General features: G+C 44.3%; 16 protein-coding genes and 1 tRNA gene. 7 read left to right on the forward strand and 10 right to left on the reverse strand.

All coding sequences use genetic code 11. The annotated features are described in order from the left end of the window. Positions 1–15 precede the first annotated feature (15 nt). Positions 16–552, forward strand: coding sequence for a Crp/Fnr family transcriptional regulator (locus tag P0M28_RS20115; protein ID WP_302204591.1), 537 nt, complete (start codon positions 16–18; stop codon positions 550–552). Positions 553–656: 104 nt separating this feature from the next. Continuing rightward, complete coding sequence (locus P0M28_RS20120) at positions 657–2,120, forward strand: amidase (RefSeq protein WP_302204592.1); 1,464 nt, start codon at positions 657–659, stop codon at positions 2,118–2,120. A gap of 115 nt (positions 2,121–2,235) precedes the next feature. Here the strand turns inward: P0M28_RS20120 and P0M28_RS20125 are convergent, their stop codons facing one another. From P0M28_RS20125 to P0M28_RS20150, 6 genes are all read right to left on the reverse strand, one after another. Further along, on the reverse strand, positions 2,236–2,697 hold the full coding sequence (locus P0M28_RS20125; RefSeq protein WP_302204593.1) for an ExbD/TolR family protein: 462 nt from the start codon (positions 2,695–2,697) through the stop codon (positions 2,236–2,238). After that, positions 2,697–3,263 carry an ExbD/TolR family protein gene (locus P0M28_RS20130; RefSeq protein ID WP_302204595.1) on the reverse strand — a complete coding sequence of 189 codons (567 nt, stop codon included), beginning with the start codon at positions 3,261–3,263 and terminating at the stop codon, positions 2,697–2,699. The genes P0M28_RS20125 and P0M28_RS20130 overlap by 1 nt, the downstream gene beginning before the upstream one ends. A gap of 1 nt (position 3,264) precedes the next feature. Next, on the reverse strand, positions 3,265–3,597 hold the full coding sequence (locus P0M28_RS20135) for a hypothetical protein (RefSeq protein WP_302204597.1): 333 nt from the start codon (positions 3,595–3,597) through the stop codon (positions 3,265–3,267). 33 nt (positions 3,598–3,630) lie between these two features. Further along, positions 3,631–4,476, reverse strand: a complete 846-nt coding sequence (locus P0M28_RS20140; RefSeq protein ID WP_302204599.1) for a MotA/TolQ/ExbB proton channel family protein — start codon at positions 4,474–4,476, stop codon at positions 3,631–3,633. A gap of 75 nt (positions 4,477–4,551) precedes the next feature. Next, positions 4,552–4,642 (reverse strand) — tRNA-Ser (locus P0M28_RS20145). Between the two features lie 433 nt (positions 4,643–5,075). After that, positions 5,076–6,149 carry an asparaginase gene (locus P0M28_RS20150; RefSeq protein ID WP_302210923.1) on the reverse strand — a complete coding sequence of 358 codons (1,074 nt, stop codon included), beginning with the start codon at positions 6,147–6,149 and terminating at the stop codon, positions 5,076–5,078. 172 nt (positions 6,150–6,321) lie between these two features. Between P0M28_RS20150 and P0M28_RS20155 the strand changes: the two genes are divergently transcribed. Further along, on the forward strand, positions 6,322–11,847 hold the full coding sequence (locus tag P0M28_RS20155) for a T9SS type A sorting domain-containing protein (RefSeq protein WP_302204600.1): 5,526 nt from the start codon (positions 6,322–6,324) through the stop codon (positions 11,845–11,847). 7 nt (positions 11,848–11,854) lie between these two features. Here the strand turns inward: P0M28_RS20155 and P0M28_RS20160 are convergent, their stop codons facing one another. The 3 genes from P0M28_RS20160 to P0M28_RS20170 all read right to left on the reverse strand — a co-directional run bounded on the left by P0M28_RS20160 (position 11,855) and on the right by P0M28_RS20170 (position 14,662). Next, positions 11,855–12,631: a TatD family hydrolase gene (locus P0M28_RS20160; RefSeq protein WP_302204601.1), complete on the reverse strand. Its 777-nt coding sequence runs from the start codon at positions 12,629–12,631 to the stop codon at positions 11,855–11,857. A gap of 115 nt (positions 12,632–12,746) precedes the next feature. After that, positions 12,747–13,388, reverse strand: coding sequence for a polysaccharide deacetylase family protein (locus tag P0M28_RS20165; RefSeq protein WP_302204602.1), 642 nt, complete (start codon positions 13,386–13,388; stop codon positions 12,747–12,749). Positions 13,389–13,399: 11 nt separating this feature from the next. Continuing rightward, positions 13,400–14,662, reverse strand: a complete 1,263-nt coding sequence (locus P0M28_RS20170; protein WP_302204603.1) for a PP2C family protein-serine/threonine phosphatase — start codon at positions 14,660–14,662, stop codon at positions 13,400–13,402. Positions 14,663–15,030: 368 nt separating this feature from the next. Between P0M28_RS20170 and P0M28_RS20175 the strand changes: the two genes are divergently transcribed. Together P0M28_RS20175 and P0M28_RS20180 are read left to right on the forward strand one after the other, a co-directional pair. Continuing rightward, positions 15,031–15,447 carry a hypothetical protein gene (locus tag P0M28_RS20175; protein ID WP_302204605.1) on the forward strand — a complete coding sequence of 139 codons (417 nt, stop codon included), beginning with the start codon at positions 15,031–15,033 and terminating at the stop codon, positions 15,445–15,447. Between the two features lie 145 nt (positions 15,448–15,592). Continuing rightward, the gene (locus P0M28_RS20180) at positions 15,593–16,132 is read left to right on the forward strand and encodes a DsrE family protein (RefSeq protein ID WP_302204606.1); all 540 of its coding nucleotides are present in this window, start codon (positions 15,593–15,595) and stop codon (positions 16,130–16,132) included. On the opposite strand, the gene P0M28_RS20185 is transcribed toward P0M28_RS20180, so the two are convergent. After that, the gene (locus P0M28_RS20185; protein WP_302204608.1) at positions 16,129–17,388 is read right to left on the reverse strand and encodes a TlpA disulfide reductase family protein; all 1,260 of its coding nucleotides are present in this window, start codon (positions 17,386–17,388) and stop codon (positions 16,129–16,131) included. The genes P0M28_RS20180 and P0M28_RS20185 overlap by 4 nt on opposite strands. Before the next feature lie 373 nt (positions 17,389–17,761). Between P0M28_RS20185 and mraZ the strand changes: the two genes are divergently transcribed. Beyond that, a complete protein-coding gene (gene mraZ / locus P0M28_RS20190) occupies positions 17,762–18,256 on the forward strand; it encodes a division/cell wall cluster transcriptional repressor MraZ (protein ID WP_302204609.1) in 495 nt (164 codons plus the stop codon). Then, the gene (rsmH, locus tag P0M28_RS20195; protein WP_302204610.1) at positions 18,207–19,130 is read left to right on the forward strand and encodes a 16S rRNA (cytosine(1402)-N(4))-methyltransferase RsmH; all 924 of its coding nucleotides are present in this window, start codon (positions 18,207–18,209) and stop codon (positions 19,128–19,130) included. Before mraZ ends, rsmH begins: the two co-directional genes overlap by 50 nt. The last annotated feature ends 5 nt before the right edge of the window (positions 19,131–19,135 follow it).

Below are 19,135 nucleotides of genomic sequence, written 5' to 3' on the forward strand. Positions count from 1 at the left end.
TATAGCCGAATCGATTTGGAAAAAGTAAGCTACAGTCAGATAGTTGCGGATCTGCAAGCGATCATTCAACGGGAGCACTACCCTCGAAAAGCAATCTTACACCGTGGGCAAACTGTTTGTGATCATTTATTTTTTATTGAGTCTGGCGTTGTCCGAACATTTTATTATAGGGACGGAAAAGATATTACGGCTCATATTGCTACAGACTACGGAGCTATTACCGCAATAGATAGTTTCATTCAAAGAAAAAGAAGTCGCTATACTATTGAGGTGTTGGAAGACTCGCAGTTAATAAAAATTCATTATTACGACCTCTATCAACTTTTGGAAAAGAATCCAGCCCTTGAGCGGACGATAAGGATATTTCTAGAGCATGTTTATATTGATCTGGCCGAGAGAATAGAGGGACTTTTATTTCATACCGCCCGAGAACGCTACGAGCATCTTCTGGCTCAAAACCCTGCTATCATTCAAAGAGTAGACTTGAAGCATATTGCATCGTATCTGGGAATTTCTCAAGAAACACTCAGTAGAGTAAGAGCCAACCAATGAAGCTTTTTTGATAATTATCAAGTACAGTTCATGCTAAAGTCTTTTTCTTTGTAGCACAAAGCCGTATCAGTTACTTCTGGGCGGGAAAAGTGAAAGGAGTAAATATGCAGAGGGAAATCATCTACGCGAGTGCCAGTGAGATTGTTCGGAGAATCCAATCAAAGGAATGTGCAGTGACTGACGTAGTAACCGCTTTTCTGGGACAGATTGAGCAGTACAATCCAGATATCAACGCTATCTTTGATCTTCGTACTCGAGAAGATTTGCTAACGGAAGCTCAGGAAAAAGATCAGGCACTACGTGAAGGTCAACCCGGCCCATTGCATGGTTTGCCAATGACGATTAAGGATAATTTTTGGGTAAAAGGGCTAAAAGTTTCTAATGGTCATCCGCTCTACCGGAATTTCGTGGCCAATGAAGATGCCGAATTGGTAAAAAAGCTAAAAGCTGCGGGCGCAATTATTATGGGAAAGACAAACGTTCCCCTCTTCAGCATAGATTGGCAGGCAACTAATTTTTGGAACGGGCAAACCAATAATCCTTATGACTACCAAAGAGTACCCGGCGGTAGTTCCGGCGGATCCGCTGCCGCCGTAGCTGCTGGGTTTAGCCCAGTTGAACTGGGTGGTGACCAAGGGGGATCAATCCGAGTACCTGCCCATTTCTGCGGAATATGTGGTATTCGGCCTACGGAGCACGCACTCTCTAACCAAGGGCATATTAGGTTTCCTGGTAAGCCTCAAGGACACAGGCAGATTACGGTAGCGGGGCCACTGGCTAAAAACGTAGACGATCTACTGCTAATGATGAAGGTGCTTTGGAATAATTCGACCAATCCCTTAGCTGAAATTCCTCCGGTACCGTTTCAAAATAATAGCTGGGATGGTGAGAAACTGTTAAATATTGCCGTTGCCGAATCACTGAACGATGCTTTGTTGGATCAAGAGTATTTGAATCTATTTCAATTATTTGTAGAAAAAGTGAAAGAAAAGGGGCACCGCGTTGCGTATGATTATCCCGTGTACGATGAAGATGAAGCCTACTATACCTGCGGAAAAATTACGGGTCATGAGTTTGCGATCAACATGCCCCAGTTGCCCTTCGCTAGTAGCTTTCTCTATTGGTTCATTCGACTGAAGTACCGCGATGCCACTTGGTCTCGGGGAATTTCCAAAGGTATTAGGGCTTCTGCCAAAGAGTACGCAGAAACACTCAACTACAAAGATGCTGTTTCTAATATCTACCATCAGTTTTTTCATCAGTACGATGTGTGGATAACTCCCGTAGCCGCTTTGGAAGCGTTTCCGCATCAGAGAGCAGGTATTCCGTTTACTATCAATGGAAACAAAGTGAGTTACACTGATGCTATTGCCTCGTATACATTTACTACCGCGCTTTCGGGTCATCCTATTGTAGTAATTCCTATTGGCCGGAAGAAAAACGGGATGCCTGTTGGCGTTCAACTACACGCCAAAAAATGGTCAGACTACCGCCTGCTTCAAATAGCACAAAGTTTTTCAAAAGTAACCGACGGGTTTGTGCCTCCGCTCAAGACTTTTATTGAGTAGCCTATTGCGCGTACGGTAAAACCGCATACTGCTTCTTTTCATTATTAAGCTCTAAAACAAAAAAGCCTTCTTACCGAAGTAAGAAGGCTAAAATTCTATGATCGACAGATTTACACTACTCCGGAGCTTCGGGGGGAGTGTTGTAAAGTACCTTCAGTGCGTTTGCTTCGCGAAGTTCTTGCTGAACATCAGAAACTAAGCCCATCTTGGCACCATCGTCTACTTTTAATGACATCGTGATCTGGTTGCGTTCGGCTTCACTTAATTTGGTTCGTTCGGCTTCCACAAATTGCACCACATCGTCAGTAGAGATTAGTACATCATTGGTTTGAATCCGGGGCTCACCACCGTAGCGGTCAGTATCCTTTGGTTTACCAATGTAGATATAGCTTACCAAAGATTTCTTCTGCATTTTCCGTAACTGCTCGGCTCTAGGCAAATTTTGTTCTACCAGAATAGTAGTTTCCCGCAGAACGGTAGTTACCATAAAGAAGAAGAGCAGCATGAAAATAATATCGGGCAATGCTGAAGTTGGAATCTCCTGGCTGGCCGATGATTTTTTCTTAAATTTTGACATTAGTTACCTCCCACTTTAGATGGTTCAGCAATAGATATCTGCATAGGAAGCTCTTTCTTTAACTCCTTATACTCGTCCTGAACGCTAGGTTCTTGCTCGTTAATCTCCCGGATTTGCTTAGTAGTCAACTGCATACGTTCGGCATACATATCGTAGTAAGCACCCTGTAGCTCATCCAGTATTTCAATGTAGCGCTCGTAGCTAGTACCGCGGTCGGTCTTAAAAGAAACTACTGCCTTCGTCGGGCTATCGGAAGATTCTGGATCACGCCCATTATTGTTGACAAAGGTTTGCACCATCTCTCTTAGCTGAGAAGCATCGTTCATCGGTTCACCTTCCACCAACATGCGGTCTTGAGAGTTAACCAGCACCTTAAATATATTGCGCTCATTGAACTTAATATCGGGTGGTGGCTCATTGGGGTCCGGCTTAGGCGGAAGCGAAATCGCTAACCCTTTATCGGAAGCAATCGTGGTGGTTACCAGAAAGAAAATAAGGAGTAGGAAGGCAATGTCGGCCATAGAACCGGCACTCACTTCGCCTCCGCTGCGTTTTTTCCTAGCCATATTATTTAAAAACTTTAGTTACTTCGGTAATAACGATTCCGACGATAGCCAAAATAACCATGATATACATCGTTATAATAGCTCCTCCAATTATTTGAGAGGTGGTTCCTTCGGTAACTTTATTATTCATATACACATTGGTTACTTCATCGGAGGCAATAGAGAATCCGATAAAGAAAATCACACCAATGATTACCAGTCCAACTACTGATCCCAATAGCGACTTAGGGTCACTAAATGATTGAATGATCGGTAGTACGATAGCAGCAACTAGGGCGATACCCACTAGAATGTATGCTGCAAATAATCCGTATGTTGAAACAAATTCAGCCATAATAATTCTTCAGAATAATTTAGTCAGTACAATTTACTTAGCACCAGTAGTAAGCTTATGCTTTACTAGCAGGTCTACTAATGCAATGGAAGCGTCTTCCATTTCGTTAACCAAACTATCAATTTTAGAAACGCAGTAGTTGTAGAACAATTGCAGAATAATAGCCACAATCAGACCAGCTACCGTAGTTAGTAGGGCTACTTTAATACCACCCGCAACCAGAGAAGGAGAGATGTCACCTGCTGCTTCAATAGCATCAAACGCGCCGATCATACCAATTACCGTTCCCATGAAACCAAGCATCGGGGCAATAGAGATGAAAAGTGAGATCCAAACGAGTCCTTTTTCCAAACGTCCCATTTCCACTGAACCGTAAGAGATGATAGACTTCTCCACCATATCAATACCTTCGGTCATCCGCATCAGTCCTTGGGTGAAGATAGACGCTACCGGTCCGCGGGTGTTGCGGGTTACATCCAATGCAGCATCAACCCCACCGGAGTTAAGGGCATCTTCTACTTTAACTAACAGCTTTTTGCTGTTGGTAGTGGCTAAGTTTAGCGTAATAATACGCTCAATAGCGATAGCCAACCCCAGAATTAAACACAGAAGTACTGGCGACATAAATTTCCAGTCTCCCTCAATAAACTTCTCCTTTACTGCTTGGTGAAAAGTCTGATCAGAAGCTGGGGGAGCCAAGGGATTGTCAGCAACAGCCGACTCTTGTACTGGTTCTGGTTCCGGCTCAGGTTCTTCCATCATGGTAGAATCTTCGGCCATTGCAGTAGTATCTTCCGCCGCATCTTGAGCTAGTAGTACGTTGGCTTGACCAAGTGCAAGGAAGCCTACCATGAAAATTAGTGCGAATAACTTTTTCATAAGTGTTTAGTAGTCAGTTTTTGTAGTGTTACGAAACGATTAAAAATAGAATTTAATGAAAATTTTGGTAAAATCTGGCGGAGAGGGCGGGATTCGAACCCGCGGTACCCTTTTGGGGTACACTCACTTTCCAGGCGAGCACCTTCAGCCACTCGGCCACCTCTCCCATTCGCAGGCTGATTATCATTAATTTAAGGCACAGCCAAATACAAATAAATCAATAATCTATGCCATATGCAAGTAATCTAGCTAAATCGCTTTGTAATATCACCTGATATGAAATGATATAATAACCTCTGGATATATTGCCATATTTTCTAGTACAAGCGTATATATGCGGTGAATATATTAACAACCAAACGATAAAATGCCGATTTCTTTTCTAAAGTTATAAAAAATTGGCAAAATATTACTTGCTGTACCGGGTGCGACAAGTAGCAGGTGGTTTTACAATGAATTTACAATAAGCTCTATTCCGAAAATTTTGTAAGAAAGGCTACTGTTGCAATTACAGGCGTAAAATTGCTCGCAATATTCACGCTTTTGTAGAACTGTTTACTGCCTCTGAAAGGCGTTTTACAAAAATTGGAATTGTGCTATCAGTATGTTTCGCCTGAAATAGAAAGGGGAAGTTGCTGTCGGATACGTTCCACAGAACTTTCTGTGCCCAATAGAAACATTAATTTGGTTACGGCAGCTTCGGTAGTCATATCTTTTCCGCTGACCACTCCAATATTCTCTAAGCTTTTGCTGGTTTGGTAACGTCCTTGAATTACCCTGCCTCCGGCACACTGCGATATATTTAAAATAGTGAGTCCATGCTCAATGGCATCGCTCAGACTGTCGAGCAAAAAAGCGTCGGTAGGGGCGTTGCCCGAGCCAAAAGTCTCTAATACTACTCCTTTTAAGTCAGGAATCTGTAAAATGCTCTCTACCACCTTCCGGTTAATACCGGGAAAAAGTTTAAGAATGGCTACGTTGGGATCAAGCTGATCGTGGTAAATAAGCTCACTGTCGAGGTTGTAGGGGCGGATGGCCGGAAAATTATAATCGATCAGCACCCCAGCTTCGGCCAAACTTGGGTAGTTTTCGGAAGTAAACGCATCGAAGTGAATGCTCTGCCGTTTACTGCTACGATTCCCCCGGAGTAGATGACTACCAAAGTATACGCATACCTCGGGCACAATAGGGTTACCGTCTATCCGGGCACTGGCAATTTCCAGAGCAGTAATAAAGTTTTCCTGAGCATCGGATCGTTTGGACCCAATGGGTAATTGTGCTCCGGTAAAAATTACGGGTTTGTTAAGCCCCTCTAACATAAAGCTTAAGGCAGAGGCACTATAGGCCATCGTATCGGTGCCGTGTACCACCACAAAGCCATCGTAGCGTTGGTAGTTTTCGTACACAATGTAGGCCATGCTCACCCAGTGCTTGGGGTGAATATTAGACGAATCGACCAGTTGTGGAAAAGAAATAACAGTGAGGTGAAGATCAAATTGGCGCAGGGCCGGTATTTTTTCTACGGTTCGGGAGAAGTTGAACGGAGTTAGTACCCCTGCTTCATCGTAGGTCATTCCCAATGTACCTCCGGTGTAGATAATTAACACCGAAGCTTTGGGTGAAGCTGAAGTAGCAGTGCTAATGTTTACTATTTTGTACTTAGTCTTTTCCATCGCGCAACAACCGTAGGTAGCAGCTACCAAAGGTACACCATTTTAAAAAGTTATCCAGCGAATACTAAATTGTTGCCTATTTTTAGAAAAAGGCTTACGTGTAACTTATGTGTTCTTTCCACTGAGAAAAAAGTGGGTAATAAGAATACCTTGCTGAAAAGCATATTTCAGCATGAAGTATTTAGTACTATCCGCACTGCTGAGTGTACCCTTCTCAGTATCAGCTCAATGTCCTGATTGTTATAACCCAGTACTAAGTTGCTACAATACTCCAGCCTGCGTACTTCAGCGTATGGAGGGTGACCTTAATGGAATACCTATTAACTGCAACGACGGTATTGATAATGATGGCGATGGCTTAACTGATTGTGAAGACCCTTCGTGCAATTGCACTACCAATAACGTGGAAATCTGCAACGATGGAATTGATAACGATGGGGATGGACTGATTGACTGTCAAGATCGAGGTGATTGTGGAGCTTCTGTAGCGTGTGAAACGGATTGTAGTAATGGAATAGACGATGATGGCGATGGTTTCTACGATTACTACGACGGCGATTGCACTGCAGATTCTGGCAATACAAATACCTACATTGTAGCCACTACTGATTGCGAAGTACAACCGACGGGGAACGTATTTAGTATCAGACAGGTCGATGCCTCTGCGAATCAAACCAGTGCGGCAATGGGTATGCCAATGGTAGCTGACACTGACGGAGACGGTACCCCAGAAGCAATTACGACGAACAATCAGACTGGGGATATATACGTACTAAACGGTGCTGATTTATCCGAAATTGAGCGTCAGGTTGGGTTTGGTCAAGGGATTTGGGCGTATCCGGTAGTAGCTGACGTCGATGATGACGGATTAGGCGAAATATTTATCGTAGGTAATGATGGCACCATCAAAGCGTATCAAAATGACTTAACTTCGTACTGGGAAGATAGTCTGCCTACATTTTCCAGTGGAAGAGTTGCTGGCATCGCTGACTTTAATCTGGATGGAACCCCCGAGATGTACCAAATGAACGAAATCCGGGATGCTACCACCGGAAACGTGCTCATCCCCGGAAGCCACGGTACACCTACTTATCCGTCGGCCAACAACTGGCAAAGGGATCTGAACTCGGCTCCGGTTGCCATCGATTTGTTAGATGATAATGCTTGTGCTGACTGCTCCGGGCTGGAGCTGGTTCTTGGTCATATTGTTTACTCAGTAGATTTAGATAATAAGCACTTGACCGAAGTGTTGAATATGGATGATGCTACTACCAAACCAGCTGATTACAAAATAGGGGGCTATCATCCTAAAGACGCTAATTTTGTGAATCAAAACTGGAGTACCACGGCTGTGCTAGACTTCAACTCAGATGGTCATTTGGATGTACTGATGGGTGGAACTACCGGTAATAAAGATGGTGCCACTTCGGTTTTTTTCTGGGATTTGCAGAATAGCGAAGTCAAAATGTTTATTGTGGCTCGCCCAGGCAATACCATCGCAACCAACCGAGGAAACTTTCGGGATCTTAATGGTGGAAGTTGTAATAATAATGGTGAACTATGTACTTGGCGACGAGGATTAGGAGCCTTAAGCGTAGCAAACATTGATACCGACTCTGGCTTAGAGGTAGTTTTTATGTCAGGCTCCAGCTTATACGCATTAGACGAAAACCTTGATCTAGAGTGGGAGAATCATAGTAGCTTCTGGGAGTCTTCTTCCGGGGGCACTGGGGTCTCTACCTTTGATTTTGATAGCGATGGAGCCTCAGAGATTATTTATCGTGACGAAATTAATCTTCACATTGTGGATGGGGCGAACGGGACAATTGTAAGCAATCTGCTGGATGGCTCATTCTGTAGTTCTCAAACCATGATTGAATACCCTATTATAGCCGATGTAAACGGAGACGGGGAGGCTGAAATCGTGGTTTCTTGCGGTCGTGATAGAAACACTTATGGTCAGCCTCCGGCTACTTCATCTACTCGAGTCAACGGTCATATTGCGGTATACAAAGCAGAGGGGCAGTGGCCATCGGCACGTAAGGTCTGGAATCAGTTTTCTTATTTTAACACCAATATCAACGATGATTTGAGTATTCCTCCAGTGGTTCAGCCTCACCACCTGAACTTTGCCCAATCTTGCGCTGATCCGGGTGCCGAAAATAAGTTTCCGCTAAATAAGTTCCTTAGTCAGTCGGCGTACATAAGCTCCTGCGGTAATCCAGTATTTCCCGCCCCTAGACTAGATTTTGTGGCGGATAGTATTGAAATTACTTCACCTACTTGCCCCGATCGGGAATTTGGCATTCGGTTGATTGTGGTGAACAATGGCGACCAGCCTGTGACTGAAGCCATTCCGGTTTCGTTTTATAACCAGAACCCTCAGCAAGCTTACCCCGATACCGACAGCAATCCTCACTTTGCCAAAGTAGACGTATTGCCGCCGAGTAGTTTGATGCCAGGTGAGCAACTTGATACCGTTCTTCAGATCACAGGTACATCGGGTAGTTACCCACTTTTCATTTCTCTCAATGATCGTGGGCCCTACAATGAATCCGGTGCTGAGATAAGTAATACTGTGTTTTACCCGCTTACAGAACTTAACGGTCCTATCCGCGAATGCGATCAAACTCCTACAATCATTTCTAACAATATTGACCCTTTGCCTTTTCAGGTGCAAGCCCAAAAGATCCGAGATAATCGAAAATGCCCGGGCGAAATAGGCGTTGATAACAATGGTGAGGTGCAGGTGCTAGACCAAAGTGGAAATCCGCTACCCGCATCAGAATATGACTTTGTTTGGACAGATATAGCGAGTGGAGCGATCGTTAGTAAGTCGGCTATCGCAACGCAACTGGATTCGGGAAATTACCGAATTGAGGCTACCTACAACAATGGGGGATCAACTTGTTTAGGTACTGCCGACACAGTGCGAGTGGAACGACTAGAAGATTGGCCGGATGAAGAAATAGTTACTGTAGAAATCATACAATCAGTATCCAATTGTACGCCGGGTACTGCCGATGGTCAGGCTCGAGTGTTAATTGATGGCATTTCGCCTGATGAAGCAGTATACCAAGTTAGATGGGAAGATGTGCAAGGCGGTGATACAATGGCTGTGGGGCATACCGCCAACAATCTAACTCCTATTCTTTACAAGGTAATCGTTACAAATTTACTAACTGGCTGCTCAGAATCTCGGGTGATTGATATGAGCCTATCTGCTCCGCGGATTGATGATGTGACGGTACAAAACGTAACTAATTGTGATATTCCGTACGGAAGTATCACCGTGACGATGCTGGGTGGCAATGAAAGCAGTTATCACTATATACTTATCCAAACGAGTCCGTTGGTAGATACGCTCTTAAGTACTACGTCTACAATTGACAATCTGGGTGTAGGTAATTATATGGTGCGGGCGTACGATCCAGCTACCGAGTGCGGAAGATATACGGGTGGTACTAGTATTCAAATAAACGATGTAACTACTAGGCCATTAGTTACTCTGGACTCGGTGAAGGAGCAGACTGCTTGTCAATTTCCTTATAATGGTCAGCTCAGTGTTACTACTCCAAACCCACAAAATATGGAATTTGTGTGGTACCGGGGCAGTGGTAGCTCTAGTGAAATAGTAGCAACCGGAGCTATAACTCCCGATACGCTAAGCACACATATAACCGATGTGTATACGTTAATTACTACCAATACAATTACCGCCTGCTCATCAAGCCATCAATTTCGGTTGCCAGAAAACACGTCGGTAGCACTCAGTTATGCTAAACCTTACTACTATCTGGATGAGGGGAATCCTATCCCAACAATAGAAGGAACAACTGGAGGTACATTTACCTCGAGCAACCCTACTAGTCTATTAGTAAATAGCACTTCGGGTGAAATTGATTTGGCGACTAGCGAACCAGGAGTTTATACCGTTACCTATACCGTAGAAGACTGCTCAGAAAGTGCATCGCAGGAAATAACGATTCTTGAGTTCCCTTCAATTTCGATAGCCCAAGCGAACGTGTGTGCTAATGAGGCAATTTCTCTCTCCGCCACCGGACGACATCCCACTGAGACTTATGAGTGGCAGATTATCCGCTCCGATAATATGCAGTTTGGTTTGCCTGCTTCAGTACGATCTCGCCCATCATTCATTTATAATATAGACGAGCCAGGAGCTTACGAAGCGTGGGTGGTACTTAGTAATGAATACGCAACTGATACGGTGCTAGCTACTAGTTTTAGTGTTAAGGCGATTCCGGAGATTAATTTATCGGAATCTATCAACCTCGTAGCTGATTCATTATCTCTGACCGCAGTTGATGCCGAGCGAAGCGATACTACTTCGCTGACTTTTGAGTGGGTTCAAATAACGAATCAAGATACGGTAATATTGGCTTCGGAAAATACCCTTTGGGTGTACGAACCGAGCCTCTATGAAGTGAAAGTTAAGAACGATCAAGGGTGCTTGGCCACTAGTGAAGTTTTTGTTGTGGATGTTCGTCCCGAAATACAGACAATCACTTTTGATAGCATTCCGGATAAGCGGGTTGATGATCCTCCGTTCCAGTTATCAGCTATAGCTTCATCAGGATTGCCTACGCAGTTTACAATCATTCAAGGCACAGAACACATTAGCTTGAACGGCGATACAGTGAGTTTGCTTAGTGCAGGTCAGGTAGCTATTCAAGCCGAGCAAGCCGGTGATGAACGATACAAGTCGGCTGATCCCGTTTCGCGCGCATTTACCATTCAGAAGGCGGAAAAGTTGCCCCGTGATACACTGTATCGAATTAGGCTGCAACTAAGTATCGAAGCTGACGATTCATCAGTTGAAGTGGTGCTGTACCGAAAGCATAGCCAGGAAGTTCAGATGGTAGAGGAAAAAAGTGCTACTTCGCCCGCCGTAGTTTTTAGTGACTTGGAAGCAGGTGAGTACACGCTGAAAATGAGCACTCAGCTCACTGATTGGGTAACGACTTACACCCAGCAACAGCTACTACTTAGTGAAGCTGATTGGATAATGCTTACTCAGGATACGCTGGTCTTGGGTCAACTTATTCGTACCCCAAATGAATCCGAAGCAGGAATTACCCTACAAGGAAGTTTTGTAGAAGTAGCTTCAGTCAACGGTGGTCGAATTGAACTGACACAGGGTATTTTGGCAGAAGGTACCCCAATTACTAATCTGGCGGTATATTTAGTTAGTGAATTAGATGGGAATTTGGTGGCAGTAGCCACAACTGATGGCAAAGGTGAATTTTCATTCCCCAACATACCCGCCGGAACCTATCGCATTGTTGCCGACTATCAGGGATTACCAGCAGATGAGAACATATTTACCGTAGCTAACCAACCATTAGAACTCACCCTAATAGCTGGCGAACAAATCAGCTTAATCTCAACTGCTGAGGTGAAGGAGGACGACAATACGATAACGGGGGTAGAGGATGCGGTATCATCTAAGGTTGAGCATTACCCTAATCCAGTGAAAGATATGCTTCAGTTAAGGGTTCCATCGGATAAGGTAGGGAGCCAACTAACTATTATGAATGCCAACGGACAGATAATCCTTTCCGAACCGTTAAACCGGAAGTCAGTAGGCATTTCTCTTTCGCATCTTAGTAGTGGTTATTATCAGGTGAAGATCATTCATCGTGGTAAAACTCAGTCTTTCAAAATCCTGAAAGAGTAACGATTAGTTAGCTTTCGGCTTTGCTGAATAAACGGTAGGCATTTTGGTTAGTCTTCTCCGCGATAGTCTCTGGAGTGGTTTTGGTAAATTCAGCTACCTTTTCGCCAATCAAGGGAATGTAGCTAGGTTCGTTCCGTTTGCCCCGGTGCGGAGTAGGAGCCAGGTAAGGGCTGTCGGTTTCTAATACTATTTTATCTACATTGAGGTGCGGAATCACATCGTTCATGCCGGAGTTTTTAAAGGTGCTTACACCGCCTAATCCGAGATAGAAACCAGCGTCAGTAATCCGCTCACCTTCTTCCACGCTACCAGTGAAGCAGTGAAATATTCCGGTGAGATCATCGCTGTTAAGCTCTTCTACAATTTGGATAGCATTCTCAAATGAGTCGCGGGTATGGATCACAATGGGCAATTGGTGCTTCTTTGCCAAGTCTATCTGAATACGAAATGCTTCCTGTTGTTGTTCTTTAAAGGTAGTGTCCCAGTAGTAATCCAGCCCAATTTCGCCTACGGCTACAAACGATCGTTTGCCGAGCCACTCTTCTACCAAATAAAGCTCGCGTTCAAAATCTTTTTTTACACTACACGGATGCAAGCCCATCATCGGAATGCATTGCTCAGGATAACGGTGTTCCAGCTCCAGCATGGCATCAACCGTAGTATGGTCAATATTGGGCATGTAAATACGGTTCACACTAGCTTCCTGGCAGCGGTTCAGCACATCAGCAATATCTTCTGTAAACTGCTCGTCGTAAATATGCGCGTGCGTATCAATCCATTCCATAGGGGTAGTGTTATCGTTTCTGAGTGTTAAAGTTACGGAGTTCTGAGTTCACAGTTCTGGGTTTAAAATTACTGAACTCAGAACTCAAAACTCTGGCTTCAGAACCAATTGGACACTATAACACCCCAAAAGTATACCCCTGTTCGGTGAAATGCTCAATATAGCGAGGTAGCACGTAGGTGAGGTTCTTTTGGGCTTTGTAGTTATCGTGAAAAATAATGATTGTTCCGGGGCGGGTATGCTGAATGCAGCGTTCCAAACAGGCGTCATGATTGAAATCAGCGTCGAAATCACCCGACAAAATATCCCACATAATAATCTGATAGCGAGGTAGCAGTTGCTGTATCTGCTTAAGCTTGATTTTTCCGTAAGGAGGGCGAAACAATTTCTTTTGAGACATATCCGAAGGCGAAAGTAACTCCTCGCATTGAAGAATATTTCTTAGGTAAGAAAAATTTTCGGTATTCCAGCCATTAATATGGTTATACGTATGGTTGCCTACTCGGTGGCCGCCATCTTTTAATGCTTGATATAATTCGGGGTGTTGGTGTATGTTGTTGCCCACGCAGAAAAAGGTGCCATAGACCTGCCAACTTTTGAGTACTTGAAGCACCCAGGGGGTGAGTTCAGGAATGGGACCATCATCAAATGTCAGATAAATCTTTTTGTACTCAGGGCAGTCAGCATCCTGAAATTTATCCCAGACGAGGCTCGGATAAATACGTTTGAGCATTGATGGGGTCTTGAAAAAATTCATAACCCAGTTGGTTAGCCGTTCATTAACCGGGAAGTGTTTACCCGAACCGAAAGAAACGTAATATCATCATCGTACTCCTTACCACCATTAAATTCAGTAAGGCTGTTAAATATTTGCTGGTGCATTGATGGTAAGTTGGTAGAATCTTGCTGGGTAAGTAGTTCTTCCAAGCGTTCAATCCCGAACTCTTCGCCATCTGAATTGAAGGTTTCAGTTAGTCCGTCGGTGTAGGCAAACAGTAAGAAGTCGTCTAGGTCGTAGACCACCCCTTGGTTCAGGAAGGGCAGTGGCTGAAAGCTGCCGAGCATTACGGTACCTTGGTCAAGCTGAGAGACTTGGTTCTGATAAACGAGCAGCGGCGGAATATGTCCGGCGTTGATGTACAGTAGCTTGCGCGACTCTTTATCGAAGATGGCGGCAAAGAAGGTGATAAAATTTTCACCATTGGCACTTTGCATTACTTGGTAGTTCAACTCATTCACAATCTCTTTGAGATTCATGGTCTGTCGGGCAATGGTTCGGAGGGCTGCCTGGAAGTTAGACATAAGCAGGGCTGCCGGAATGCCTTTGCCCGAAACATCAGCAATACACACTAGAAAATAGTTAGCCGTTAGCTGAATGAAATCGTAGTAGTCGCCACCTACCGAGTAATGAGGAACGTAACTGGCTTCTACCGAAAGCCCCGGCTGTTGAGGTAAGTTCTTAGGGAACAAGAATTGCTGCACCTGCTGAGCAATTTCCATTTCCTTACGGATAGCTTCTTGAGCCAACTGCCGTCGAGCAAGCTTTTTATTCTCAATAGCAACGATAATAATGTTGCTCAGGGCTTGAATAAACGTAGTGCCGGTTTGAGTGGAAGAAGCATCAATGTCTTTTTTAAGTCCGCTTACAAAAACCAGAGCCAACACTCGTTCTTTGTGCAATACGGGGATAAGTATGTCGAACTCATCGAAAGAGCTGGGTTCGTTTAGATCATGTACGTAACTGATTTCCTGAATCGGTAGAAAATGCTCGGGAAGTAGCACTTTGTTAAAATCAGTGTTGGTGCCGAAGTTGGTTTTACACTCCCAGCGGTCGGGCTGCCCTTCCTGTTCCTGCAAAACATAAAGCGCCAGCTTCTTAATGCTCAGATTCGCCCGAAGGGTAAAATTATAAATTTTATACAGTGAAGCCTCGGGCAGATTATTATTAATAGCCTGGGTGACTTCTAACAGTGAATTCAATTCCAGCTCTTTGAGCCCAAATTGATTTTGTAATGCATCAGTGATCTTCATAGTAACTCCCGCTGTAGATAAAAAAATGGCGTTGACCAAATATTTTTCCTAAATTAAGGAATATAGATCAAAACAAAATTAGCATTTTCAGTGGATATGTCTAGCCAATGCAGTGTTTTGCGTAAAAGCAATTAAAATACGGTTAGAAATCGAATTGCTATTGCAACGTTTTTTAGCAAAATTGGGTCGGGTAAAGAGGTCAGAGAGCTAAAGGTGTTCATTAAAGAACACTAATGTTTCGTTTGCGGACAGTCATAGTTCATTAGAAATGATACAAAAATTTGATAATCAGTGCTTTATGTTTTAGGCATAGGTTTGGGAATACCAGTACCAAACAACATTACTTAATATCCAAAAAGCAAAAAATTATGAAAAACACCATCAACACCCTCCTTCGAACACTAGTTGCTGCTACTTTCTTACTAACCGTATCGTTTGGTGCTTTTGCCAACAACAATACTGACAAAACGACCCAGCGGGCTCGTGAAGCCGTAGAAAATGCTGCACCCGATGATTGGTACACTCTGGCCAAAGCAGCTGAGAAGTGTATCGCCAAAAAAGTAAACCTGAAGGAAGCTGCCGAGTGGCTAAACAAATCATTAGCTATTCACGAATCGGCCTTCAACCTAAAAGTAAAGGGGGATTACTACGTACACAACCAACTTCCCGAAAAAGCGCTGGAGTATTACAGCAAAAGTATTCGGGTAGGTAAGCTAGAGGATCCGTCGTATATGGATGCTGAAACCCAAGACAAAATTTTAGCCTTAGTTCGACAAATAGGTTAGTAACAAATAAACGAGTGAAAAGGCCTTCCTTCAAAATGTATTTTTAGGAAGGCTTTTTTTATGCTGCTTTCTTAGATAGGCAGAAGCAAAGGTTAAAGCCATTATTTGGTATGTTCGCATTTTGCGAATTAACTTTCACCAAGCTATGGCTCATTTTACATTTATCTTGCTGTTTATTAGCATATCGTATACTTCGCTTTCTCAAGATTTCTCTCCTCAACATCCAATTGTGCCGAAGTTTGGCGGAATCTACGCTATCCCCGAAGTGGAGAAGGGCCCGGATACCACCCTGACCTATCGTGTGGTGATTGACGTAACCCAAGGTGCCGAAAAGTCAGACGAACTTAATCCTGCGCTGAATAATATCGCTCGTATGCTAAACCTGCACGGGCTAGGGGGAGTGCCGAAGGGGCAAATGGAAGTAGTGGCCGTAATCCATTCCCTGGCTACGCCTACAGTATTAACCGATGAAGCCTACCAGGAAAAATTTGGCTGCGATAACCCGAACGGTGAGCTGATTGAGGCACTGACTGATGCTGGAGTGCAGCTATTCGTCTGTGGGCAGTCGTTGCTGGCTCGAGATTTTTACCCTCAGCCGTTGCATCCCGATATTATGGTTTCTATTTCTGCACTCACCATTCTGACTGAGTACCAGCAAAATGGTTTCGCTCTGCTGAAATTCTAGCTAGGTTGTTCTAGCAATGCATCCATTCGCTCATTAAATTCCTGCACAAACGCTTCGTAGTATTCCCCGGTGCCCGGCCCACTAAAGCCGGTATGGATGTTGGCTACTTCGCCGTTTTGGTCAATATAAATCAGCGTTGGGAATGACATTATTCGGTTGAGCATGGGCAGGGTTTCGGCGGCTTGTTCTTTGTCAGATGTTCCGGCAATCAGAAAATCGTATTCTACGCCTAGCTTGTCTACCATCTTCTGTACTCTTTTTTGGGCGTAGCTAAAATCGTCTTTTTGTTCGTAAGCTAGCCCAATAATTTCCACTCCACGGTCTCGGTTTTTGCGGTACCAGTCTGCCAGAAATTTAGTTTCGTCCATGCAGTTGGGGCACCAAGTCCCGAAGATTTGTACGAGCACTACTTTACCGTTGTACTTAGGGTTACTGAGCGAGACACTATCCCCTTGCAAATCAGGAAAAGTGAAGGCCAAACGGTCGTAACCTTCTTTCAAATAAATGAGCGAATTGGCATCGGCTAATGCGGCATTTTCATCCCGCTCGGCAGTCCAGTTAGTGTGGTAATGAGAGCCCGACCAGAAGTCACCTTGTAGCGACCCATCTTCCTGTATTTTTGCCCGGAATAAAAAGGCGTGTTCACCATCGAAAGTACTGAGCAGTAATTCATCATTTACCACGTTGCCTTCGAGGAATCGGTAGTCGCCCGTGGCAGTCAGAAATGACCCAGTAACTCGGTTCCCCTGCTGCTCAAAAATCCCGACCGAAGCAAGGCTGTCGTCGGCAAATTGTACCGCCCATTTTCCGCTAACTTCAGCGGGCGTTTCGGCAGTAGTCAGGGCAAAACGGTAGTCGTCTCCCAGCCGAGCTTCAAAGGGAAGTTGGTAGTCTTCTTCGTAGTTCTTTCTCCAGTATCCTGTCCATCGGTCACCTTCGTTTTTAGCTACAATTTCAGTATCAAAAATATGCATCGGAATTCGCACCGAATCACCCTCCAGATAGACCTCATCTACCCGTAGTTTTTCCTCAGCATTTTCTAAATAAAGTTCGTATATTCGAGAGGTATCTGAGGAAGAATTACCTACTTCCCTTAGGTCGAACGTAAACGGTAAAACCTGACCCGGTAGCTCTAGAGTAGCCCGCCATTTTCCAACGGTGAGTGTGGAGGGAGAAGAAGGCTGTTGACCAGATGATGTGCACGCTGCCAGCGCAATTGCAAGAGCAAAAATAAGAGAATTGGTACGTAGGATCATGGGTTGAGAGATTCAATGAAAACGCGAAGATAAGCTTCGGGGGTCAATAAATGAAACTCCAGTTCATCATCGCCTCAACCTAATTTATTATTTAAATAATATGATGTTATTTATGCTGTTAGTATTCTGCTGCTGGCTGAAATTAAAGAATTAGCGAAACGGTAATATTTGCTACCATTTCACTAGTAAAAGTTAGAGTGGTTAAAGTGTCAAATTGTACTTTTAATAAGTATAGCTCTAAAAAATGCTCAAAAACGCGGGTTAGGTTGTAAGAAAAAGGGATAAATTGGTGGTAAAAAGTGGGAGGAAGTGGAGGAAATTACGTAAACAATTCGTAGCTTTGTTCTACTATGTTGTTTCGGATTATGCTAACATGGCAATCTTCACTGGGGAATATGAGTGCAAAATGGACGCTAAGGGGCGTATACTTATGCCGGCTAAAATTAAGAGCCGGTTGCCCGAATGTTCTAAGCACGAATTCATCCTCTCCCGAGGGTTTGAGCCTTGCCTAACGATCTACACCAAAGAGGAGTACACGAAGGTACACGATAAGTTCGCAACACTAAGCACCTACAATCCGGAGCAACGTCGACTACTACGCACATTTTTTAGGGTGAGTTCGGAAGTGGAGATGGATAACCTGGGACGATTTTTAATTCCTAAGCGCCTATCGCTGTACGCCAAATTAGAACGGGAAATATTGATTGTAGGGGCGGGAGATGTACTGGAAATTTGGAGCCCGGAAGTATACGATAATTACATTATTGACACGCCGGAAGAATACTCAGAATTAGCTCAAAAATACTTGGATGTAAAGCATGATGAATTTAACGGAGATGGTTATGTATCACCAGCCGGTACTGCTTAAAGAAAGCGTAGAAGGGTTGGTCTGGAACCCCGCCGGTACCTACGTGGATCTCACCTTCGGAGGGGGAGGGCATAGCCGAGCTATTCTCGAAAAACTTTCTCCCGAAGGTCGGCTGTTTTCCTTCGATCAAGACCCTGAATCGGCGGTGAATTCTGAGGGCTTAAATCTAACATTTATTGCCGCCAACTTTCGTTTTTTGAAGCGGTATTTGAAGCTACACGGAGTGGCGAAAGTACACGGAATTTTGGGTGACCTGGGAGTCTCTTCTCATCAGTTTGACATTCCCGATCGGGGGTTTTCAACTCGCTTTGAGGGGCCGCTCGATATGCGGATGGATACCACAAAAACAACCACCGCCGCTAGCATTCTCAACAACTACAGCGAGGTTCAGCTCCACCAACTATTTGGTATGTACGGCGAAGTGAAAAATGCCAAGTCGCTAGCGCAAGCTATTGTGGCCGAGCGGGTGCAGAATTCATTGCAAACGGTGGGTGATTTAAAGCAGATTTTAAGTCGCTTTGCGCCAAAAGGTCGAGAGTTTAAATACTACGCCCAGGTGTTTCAAGCGTTACGTATACAGGTGAATGAAGAACTCGATGTGTTAAAAGAGCTACTCGCGCAATGTGCGGAGGTGTTACTACCCCAGGGAAGGTTGGTAATGATCTCCTACCATTCGCTGGAAGATAGGCTCGTTAAAAACCTAATAACGAAAGGGAATTTACACGGGGAGGTGCAACAAGATTTTTTCGGAAATATCCAGCGGCTCTTTCGCCCGATTACCCGAAAGCCGATTGTTCCTTCGCCGGAAGAAATTGCGGATAACAATCGGGCGCGCAGTGCGAAGCTACGGATTGCCGAACGAATAGAAAGCTAAAACAG

Source organism: Tunicatimonas pelagia (assembly GCF_030506325.1).
GTDB classification, from domain to species: Bacteria; Bacteroidota; Bacteroidia; order Cytophagales; family Cyclobacteriaceae; genus Tunicatimonas; species Tunicatimonas pelagia.